The organism is Flavobacterium sp. GSP6, from assembly GCF_003984855.1.
In the GTDB taxonomy this organism is placed as follows: Bacteria; Bacteroidota; Bacteroidia; order Flavobacteriales; family Flavobacteriaceae; genus Flavobacterium.
Genome location: NZ_RYDO01000015.1, coordinates 56121 through 64702, shown reverse-complemented (window position 1 = coordinate 64702; position 8582 = coordinate 56121). Strand labels below are relative to the sequence as shown.

Sequence of the window (8582 nt, the reverse complement as noted above, 5' to 3'; positions counted from 1 at the left end):
TGGGTGGTGTACTTTGCAGCGGAATCGTGGTGCACTTTGTAGCGGAATCGTGGCGACCTTTGCAGCGGAATATCCAATTGATTTTCTAAATGTAAAAACTACCCAAATTGAGCATTTAACTATACCCTCAAAAAAGGTAGTTTTTAATAATCCAAATAATGACAATAAACACCTTTGTAAAGTGACTGGTTTTAATATTGAAATGCAGAAAAAAAATAGTGTTTTACTCTCACATACTGGACTGAAATACTACTACAAAACGGATAAAATAATATTTGAACAAATCAAAAGGCGGTACTTATCAAAAGTATGGTTTAAGTCAAATTTTGAAACTCAAATAAAAGAGATTGCACACAATATCAGGAACACAAACGGCAACAGAAAAATTAAGGAAAAAAGAATTTACAAACAGGGCCAAATTACCCTACTAGATCAATTCAACATAAATTAGTAATCAATAAACAAAAATAGAAATTATGGGAAACCGAAAAGAAGAAATTGAAACTCAAATAAAAGAGATTGCACAAAAACAGCAAATTCTAAATGAGTTTGAGATTTAAATAATAATAATAATCCAGTAAATCAAAAGGGAGCGTAAAAGTTCCCTTTTATTCTACTTTAGAACAAAATAGAAATTATGGCAATTAGGAAAAAAACGGGGGGACGTATAGCGGGAACACCCAACAGAACCACTGCAAGCACAAAAGAAAAACTTCAAAAAATAGTTAATGAAGAACTGGAGAAATTAGGCAAAATAATAGATAAATTAGAACCGATTGACCGGGTGAATGCAGTTTCGAAATTATTAACTTTCTTATTGCCCCGACCTCAGGAAACTACTTTGAAAGGTGACAAGGAAAACCCTTTGGTAATTAATAATTCAGAGGATAGAGAAAAAAGAATAGCGGAATTGATCGCAAAGGCACAATCAAAATAAAATCATTGTAATTCAAAACGAAACCTTTCAGAAATGAGAGGTTTTTTTATGGTAAAAAGTATGTGGATTTTTAGGTTTTTCATCATTACTGACTAAATACTGACTAAGAATAAAAAACAAAAAACGCAATCCCTTTGTTAATAGGTGATTGCGTTTAAAAAAGTGACCACGGCAGGGTTCGAACCTGCAACCCTCAGAGTCGAAATCTGATATTCTATCCAGTTGAACTACGCAGTCAATATTATTTCAGATTATTCAGCAACAGTTTTATATCCTATATATAAAACTGTTGCTCTTAAATCATAAATCTATGTCAATAATTTTTTAACTATAGTAGAGATCGTTTTCCCCTCAGCAGTTCCACCTAATTGTGCTGCGGCCAATCCCATTACTTTTCCCATTGCTGCAATGCCTGCGGCACCAGTTTCGGCAATGATTTTTGCTACTACAGCTTCTACTTCTGCTTCGCTTAATTGTGCTGGCAAGAATTTTTCTATTACTGCTATTTGTGCTAATTCTGGTTCAGCCAAATCCAAACGATTTTGTTCTGTAAAAATTTTAGCGCTATCCTTACGGGTTTTTACTAATTTTTGAAGCAATTTTATTTCATCATCCTCTGAGATTTCTTCTTTTGATCCTGTAGCGGTTTGCGCTAGTAAAATTTCAGATTTAATAGCTCTTAAGGCTTCTAGAGCAACTGTGTCTTTGGCTCTCATGGCGGTTTTAATTTCGTCCATGATGTGTATTGATAAACTCATAATATTTAGTGTTTATTTATTAATCGATTATTTATCAAATCGATTATTGAAATGCTCATTATAAAACCACTACTTTTCTGAATGTTCGAAAGGGTAGTAAAGGCTCCTGCTTTTTTTGCGGGACTTGAAACAACCGCTTTTTTAATGCCCGACAAATTTAAAAAAATTTACTGGAATTAACAACAAATTGCCTTGTTCAGATTACACAAAAAAAGTAACCCGAAAATCAAATTAAATTTTCGGGTTACTTAGTTTATTTTGAGTTCATTAATCCACGTTATCGTGTAAGTATGAATTATTTGAACGCAGCTGCAAATCATTATTACTATCCGTTCCTACAGAAATTCTAGAATTCGTATTATTAGCTTGATGGTTTGAAATGTCTATTCCTAATCTTTTGTAAGCCGGTTCTTTTTCATATTCTTCAATTTTAGAGACATTGTTATGAAACTTATAATTGAATTCTTTTAATTTTTTCCTTCTTTCATCCGCTCTCATTCGCAATGATTCTTCGATAGTCATTTCAGTAGGCGAAATTGCTTGAAAGTCAACTGGAACCAGCGCTGCGCTGTCAACTTGTTTCATGGTAATATTTAATTCCTCCGGAATTACAACCTCTGGAGTTTTCGCTACTGGTTTTGCCATGAAATCATTTTCTGGCTCCATATATTCTTCAAGAGAATATTTAATGATTCCGTTATCTGTCAATTCCGTTACCGGAACAAATTGAACGGCTTCATTTACTCTTATATCACTCGTTTCTGGAGTCAATTCAAATAAAATTTTACTGGCCTCTACCGGAACTACAGGCGCTGTTTTAAAAAGTGGCAGATCAAAGGAGAATGTAGTTTGTTCCTGTCTTTCTACTGCTTTTGGCTGAATAGTCTTTAGCTCTTTAACCTCGGCCACAGGTGATGTGATTGTAAAATCAATATCTGTTATTGGAGAAACAATTTCAAAAGTCACATCTAAATTTTTGATAAATTCAGACATAACGATTAGTTCTTCGTTATTAATGACTGGCACCGTTACCACTGGCTCAGGAGCAGCTACTGTATCTTCTAATAAATCAAAAATAACTCTCTCATTTGAATTAGTCGATGGTGATTCCATATTCAAATCAAATGCAGCAACTGTCTTGTTGGTTAGATTATGAACACTTCGCTGTTCGTCCCCTAGTGTATGTATTATTTTTTTTGGTTCTGTATTTACAATTTCGTTTTGTTGTTCGATATCAAATCCTGTGGCAATAATGGTCACAGCAATAGCGTCTCCCAGAGATTCATCTTCACCAACTCCCATGATAATGTTAGCGTTATGGCCTGCTTCCACTTGTATGTGATCATTAATCTCTCCTATTTCGTCAATGGTAATTTCATTAGTTCCAGAAACGATAAGCAACAATACGTTTTTGGCACCTGTAATTTTATTGTCATTCAACAAAGGAGAATCTAAAGCGGCGATAATCGCTTCCTTAGCTCTGTTTTCACCTGAAGAAACAGAAGATCCCATAATAGCCGTTCCGCTATTAAACAATACTGTTTTCGCATCTCTTAAATCGATATTCTGGGTGTAGTGATGCGTAATTACTTCGGCAATACCTCTTGAGGCTGTCGCCAAAACTTCATCTGCTTTTGAAAACCCTGCTTTGAAACCAAGATTTCCATATACTTCTCTTAATTTATTATTATTGATAACAATTAAAGAATCGACTTGTTTGCGTAATTTTTCGATACCAATTAAGGCTTGTTCCTGACGCACTTTCCCTTCAAACAAGAAAGGCAAAGTCACAATACCCACCGTAAGAATGTCTCTTTCTTTAGCCAATTGTGCAATTACTGGTGCAGCACCCGTACCAGTACCACCACCCATTCCGGCTGTGATAAATACCATTTTAGTATTGCGATCCAACATTTTTTCAATCTCGGAAATGCTTTCAATAGCTGATTGCTGTCCAACATCCGGGTTTGCTCCTGCACCAAGTCCTTCGGTTAAGTGTACTCCTAGCTGAATTTTATTAGGCACAGAACTACTCTGTAAAGCTTGAGAATCCGTATTACATACGATAAAATCTACGCCTTTGATCCCTTGTTTAAACATGTGATTGATAGCGTTACTTCCGCCTCCACCTACACCAATAACTTTGATTACATTTGATTGGTTTTTTGGTAAATCAAATGAAATACTTCCAAATTCTGAGTTGCTCATCATTTTATTTGGTTTTTGATATTTATTATTAATTCTTGTGAATGTTTTTACTGTCTATTCTGCATTATCCAGAAAGTCTTTAATCTTATCAACATAACGATCAAAGAAATTTTTCTGTATTCTGTTTACGGTAGAATTCTGTTTTTCTTTTGAATTCTGACCTTCTTCCCCTTCCTCTTCCTCTTTTTCAGGAATTTCATACACAAGATTTTCAGCCGCGGCTGCCCTGTAAGCCAATGTTCTTGGTTGCTCTACAGCATCTTTTCTAACTGCACTCTGTGATTTATTCTCAATACTTTTCATTACTAACCCAACAGCTGTTGCGTACAAAGGACTTGAAATCTCCTCGTCAGAATTCCCTGCTAGATGTTCATTTGGATATCCAATTCTGGTATCCATCCCAGTAATGTATTCTACTAATTGCTTGATGTGTTTCAATTGGGCACCTCCGCCAGTCAGCACTATCCCTGCAATTAGCTTTTTGCGAGGATCTTCATGACCGTATGCTTTTACCTCTGTAAATACTTGATCTACGATCTCAACAACACGCGCATGAATTATTTTGGAAAGATTCTTTAACGAAATTTCTTTTGGTTCTCTGCCTCTTAATCCCGGAATGGAAACAATTTCGTTGTCTCTATTTTCTCCTGGCCAAGCAGAACCAAATTTAACTTTCAACAATTCAGCTTGTTTTTCAATAATCGAGCATCCTTCTTTGATATCTTCCGTAATGACATTACCACCAAAAGGAATTACCGCTGTGTGACGAATAATACCATCTTTAAAAATAGCCAAATCTGTTGTTCCTCCACCAATATCGATCAATGCAACTCCAGCTTCTTTTTCTTCCTGACTCAAAACGGCATCTGCTGAAGCCAATGGTTCTAATGTTAAACCTGATAATTCGATTCCGGAACTTTGAATGCATCTGCCTACATTACGTATCGATGAAGCTTGCCCCACTACAACATGAAAACTAGACTCTAATCGTCCGCCATACATTCCTATAGGCTCTTTGATTTCGGATTGTCCGTCAATTTTAAATTCTTGCGGCAAAACATGTATGATTTCTTCCCCTGGCAACATGGCCAATTTATTTACTTGATCAATCAAAAGCTGAATGTCATTCCCTCCAATTACTTCTTCGGGATTGCTTCTACTGATATAATCAGTATGCTGAATACTGCGGATGTGTTGTCCCGCGATTCCTACCACTACATCTTTTATTTTATAACCTGAATTATTTTCGGCTTCTTGAATCGCTTGCTGTATTGACTGTATGGTTTGAGTAATATTATTTACCACGCCTCTTGCTACACCTAAACTTTTAGATTTTCCTACACCTAAAATTTCTAGTTTGCCATATTCATTCTTCTTGCCTATCATGGCAACTATTTTAGTTGTCCCAATATCTAGACCTACTGCAATATTCTCTTTTTCCATTATCTATTATTTAGTGCAAACTACTTGTTCCGTAAATCGGAGGTCAATTTTCTTATATTTATACAACGAACTGTCTAAAACCGCTTTTTGAAAAAAAGCTTTATAATTTTTAAATTTATGCGCTACATGTATCAATTTACCAAAATCTATTTGATAGTCAAAATTTCTGTTTAACATTTTTAAGCTTCCATTTGGCATAATTTGAACTCCAATGATGTTTTTTTTCAAAAAATCATCTTCATAAATCATGCGAAGTAAACTAGTTAAATCTTCGTTGTTGTTTTTATTTATTCTCCCTGAAACAAGCGGAACTCTTGCTGTAAAATTAGTTGATAACGGCATTCTATTCCCTTCGTAATCAATGTAAAAAGAACCTTCATCACCAAAAACTCTAGCAATAGGTTTTTTTTGTTTGACTACTGCTTTTAACACCCCGTCAATGGTTACAAATACGTGTGATTTTTCAATCATCGCATGTGCATCGAGAGTGGATTCCAACTTATTCAAATCTAAATTAACTTTTTGAATGCTTGATGCCTCTTTTTTATTTTCTATTAACAATTTATCAACCGTTTCTTGCCGCACAAAAGGAGCGTTATCCCCTACAAAAACAACGACAGATTTAGTCAGTTTTCTATTTTTATTTCGATCTGATGTAAACGAAAAAAGAAAAATCACTACCACAACCATGAGCAATAATCTAATATTGGTCCAATTAAATACTTTCATGTATCGCTTTTTTTATGATTGGTACTAATTCTCCAATATCTCCTGCTCCAATTGTTACTATTACAGTAGCACCGCTTGCTAAAATTGTTGGAATTAAATCCTCTTTAGAAACTATTTTTTTATGGTTATTAGTCATTTTACTCATCAACCATTGTGCGTTAACACCCTCCATTGGCAATTCACGAGCCGGATAAATATCTAATAAAACAACCTCATCAAAGGCGGATAAACTTTTAGCAAAATCATCCACAAAATCTCTGGTTCTACTAAACAAATGAGGTTGAAAAACAGCCAATACTTTTTGATTTGGATACAATTCGCTGACTGCCTGATGCACGGCATTTATCTCTGTAGGATGATGCGCATAATCATCTATATATACTTTTCTATCCGTTTTTATTTGGTACGAAAACCTTCTTTTTATTCCTTTGAATGATGCAATGCCTTTTGCAATGGCATCGGTTGGGGTGCCGAATAAGTTAGCCATTGCAATAGCCATTAATGCATTCATTAAATTATGTCTTCCCGGTAAACCAAAATGTAAATCTCTAATTATTTCGGTAGGCGTTTGCACATCAAAAACGTAACTGCCGTTCCCTACTCTAACATTAAATGCCTTGTAAACAGCCGCTTCGTTTACTGCACAAGTGATGCCTTCTAATGGCAATTCTTTTGTTATGAAAAGATTGTTTTTATCTTCTATTTTAGAAGCAAATTCAATGAAAGAAGCTTCTATTGCTTCACTGGTTCCATAAATATCTAAATGATCCGCATCCATTGAGGTAATACATGCAATATTAGGATGCAAATGCAAAAAGGAACGGTCAAATTCATCCGCTTCAACTACAGTCACGGTTGAACCGCTTCCTATTAAATTTGAATTATAATTTTCGACTATTCCACCAATAAACGCGGTAACATCAGTACCACTTTCATACAAAAGATGGCCTAAAATTCCTGATGTAGTTGTTTTACCATGTGTTCCGGCAACCGCAAAACAAAAGGTGTCTTTTGTAATTAACCCTAAAACTTCGGCTCTTTTTTTGATTTGGTAATTTCTTTCTACAAAAAAATTCCACTCAGAATGCGTCTTAGGAACAGCCGGAGTAATAATTACCAGTGTATTGTCTAGATAAAAATCTTTTGGAATCAAATCAATACTGTCTTCGAAATGAATTGAAATTCCACTTTCAATTAACTCCGTAGTAAGAATAGAAGGCGTTTTATCATAACCCGAAACTTGCTTTCCCAAATTGCGAAAATAACGAGCCAGATTACTCATCCCGATTCCTCCAATCCCTATAAAATAGACGTTATGTATTTGATTTAAGTTCATTTTTTTATGTCTTAAAGTCTTAAAGCCTTAAAGTTTTAAAGTCATTTGACTTTATGCCTTTCGGATTTGGACTAATTTAATTATTTCATCTACAATTTGTTTTGTTGCTTCTGGCAGAGCCAACTGTTTTATGTTTTCACTAAGTTCTTTCTGTTTTTCCGGATCATTGACCAAGGACTCAAAAACAACACTAAATTGTGTGTCCAGTTGATTTTCTTTAAGCAGAATTGCTCCATTTTTATCTACTACAGCTTGCGCATTTTTAGTTTGATGGTCCTCTGCAACATTAGGTGAAGGGATAAAAATCACCGGTTTACCAACAATGCATAATTCCGAAACAGAAGATGCTCCTGCCCGGGAAATCACAAAATCTGCTGCTGCATATACTAAATCCATCCGGTCAATAAAAGAATGAATTTGTATGTTTTCATTTTCTTGACAATATTTATACTCCTCAAAATACAATTTCCCACATTGCCAGATCACTTGTACATTATGGGCTGAAAAAGTTAGAATTTCTTTAGCAATCAACTGATTTACTCTTCTTGCACCTAGACTTCCTCCTAATACCAAAAGCGTTTTTTTATTGGGATCTAAATCAAAATAGCGAACTGCCTCCGCTCTTTTACTGTCAATATCAATTAAATCCTGACGCACAGGATTTCCAGTCAAAATCATTTTTTCTTTCGGAAAAAATCGCTGTAAATTCTCGTAAGCCACACAAATCTTGTTGGCTCTTTTGCTTAACAATTTATTGGTAATTCCTGGAAAGGAATTTTGTTCCTGAATCAGTGTTGGAATTCCGCAAAGCGCTGCTATCTGTAACAACGGTCCACTGGCAAAACCACCTGTTCCTATTACTACATCTGGTTTAAATTGTTTGATTATAGTACGTGATTTCAATAAACTACTAATCAGTTTTATTGGAAAAAGAGTGTTATCAAAGGTGAATCGTCTTTGTAATCCTGCAATCCATAACCCTATTATTTTGTAGCCTGCCTGAGGTACTTTTTGCATTTCCATTTTATCTTTGGCCCCTACAAAAAGGAAATCTGCGTCCGGAAAACGAGTTTTCAATTCATTAGCAATAGCAATTGCCGGATAGATATGCCCACCCGTTCCACCTCCACTTAATATGAATTTATACTGTTTCATTTTCAATCAATTACTG

The 8582-nt window shown here is 35.1% G+C and carries 7 protein-coding genes, 1 tRNA gene and 1 pseudogene; 2 read left to right on the top strand and 7 right to left on the bottom strand.

What is annotated here, in order from left to right; all coding sequences use genetic code 11:
* Together EKM03_RS15300 and EKM03_RS13120 are read left to right on the top strand one after the other, a co-directional pair.
* Positions 1-451: pseudogene (locus EKM03_RS15300) on the top strand (hypothetical protein); the annotation flags it as partial.
* A 186-nt stretch (positions 452-637) separates the two neighbouring features.
* The gene (locus tag EKM03_RS13120) at positions 638-937 is read left to right on the top strand and encodes a hypothetical protein (RefSeq protein ID WP_126740562.1); all 300 of its coding nucleotides are present in this window, start codon (positions 638-640) and stop codon (positions 935-937) included.
* Positions 938-1100: 163 nt separating this feature from the next.
* Here the strand turns inward: EKM03_RS13120 and EKM03_RS13115 are convergent.
* The 7 genes from EKM03_RS13115 to murG all read right to left on the bottom strand — a co-directional run bounded on the left by EKM03_RS13115 (position 1101) and on the right by murG (position 8566).
* Positions 1101-1174: transfer RNA gene (locus tag EKM03_RS13115), tRNA-Arg, on the bottom strand.
* 71 nt (positions 1175-1245) lie between these two features.
* Complete coding sequence (locus EKM03_RS13110; RefSeq protein WP_126461743.1) at positions 1246-1695, bottom strand: GatB/YqeY domain-containing protein; 450 nt, start codon at positions 1693-1695, stop codon at positions 1246-1248.
* A 267-nt stretch (positions 1696-1962) separates the two neighbouring features.
* Positions 1963-3906, bottom strand: coding sequence for a cell division protein FtsZ (gene ftsZ, locus EKM03_RS13105; protein ID WP_126461740.1), 1944 nt, complete (start codon positions 3904-3906; stop codon positions 1963-1965).
* A gap of 51 nt (positions 3907-3957) precedes the next feature.
* Complete coding sequence (ftsA, locus tag EKM03_RS13100) at positions 3958-5346, bottom strand: cell division protein FtsA (protein ID WP_126461738.1); 1389 nt, start codon at positions 5344-5346, stop codon at positions 3958-3960.
* A 6-nt stretch (positions 5347-5352) separates the two neighbouring features.
* Positions 5353-6075 (bottom strand): cell division protein FtsQ/DivIB, encoded by a 723-nt coding sequence (locus EKM03_RS13095; RefSeq protein ID WP_126569002.1) that lies wholly within the window; start codon positions 6073-6075, stop codon positions 5353-5355.
* On the bottom strand, positions 6062-7411 hold the full coding sequence (murC, locus tag EKM03_RS13090; RefSeq protein ID WP_126740561.1) for a UDP-N-acetylmuramate--L-alanine ligase: 1350 nt from the start codon (positions 7409-7411) through the stop codon (positions 6062-6064). The genes EKM03_RS13095 and murC overlap by 14 nt, the downstream gene beginning before the upstream one ends.
* Before the next feature lie 51 nt (positions 7412-7462).
* A complete protein-coding gene (gene murG, locus EKM03_RS13085; RefSeq protein ID WP_126740560.1) occupies positions 7463-8566 on the bottom strand; it encodes an undecaprenyldiphospho-muramoylpentapeptide beta-N-acetylglucosaminyltransferase in 1104 nt (367 codons plus the stop codon).
* Positions 8567-8582: the final 16 nt, after the last annotated feature.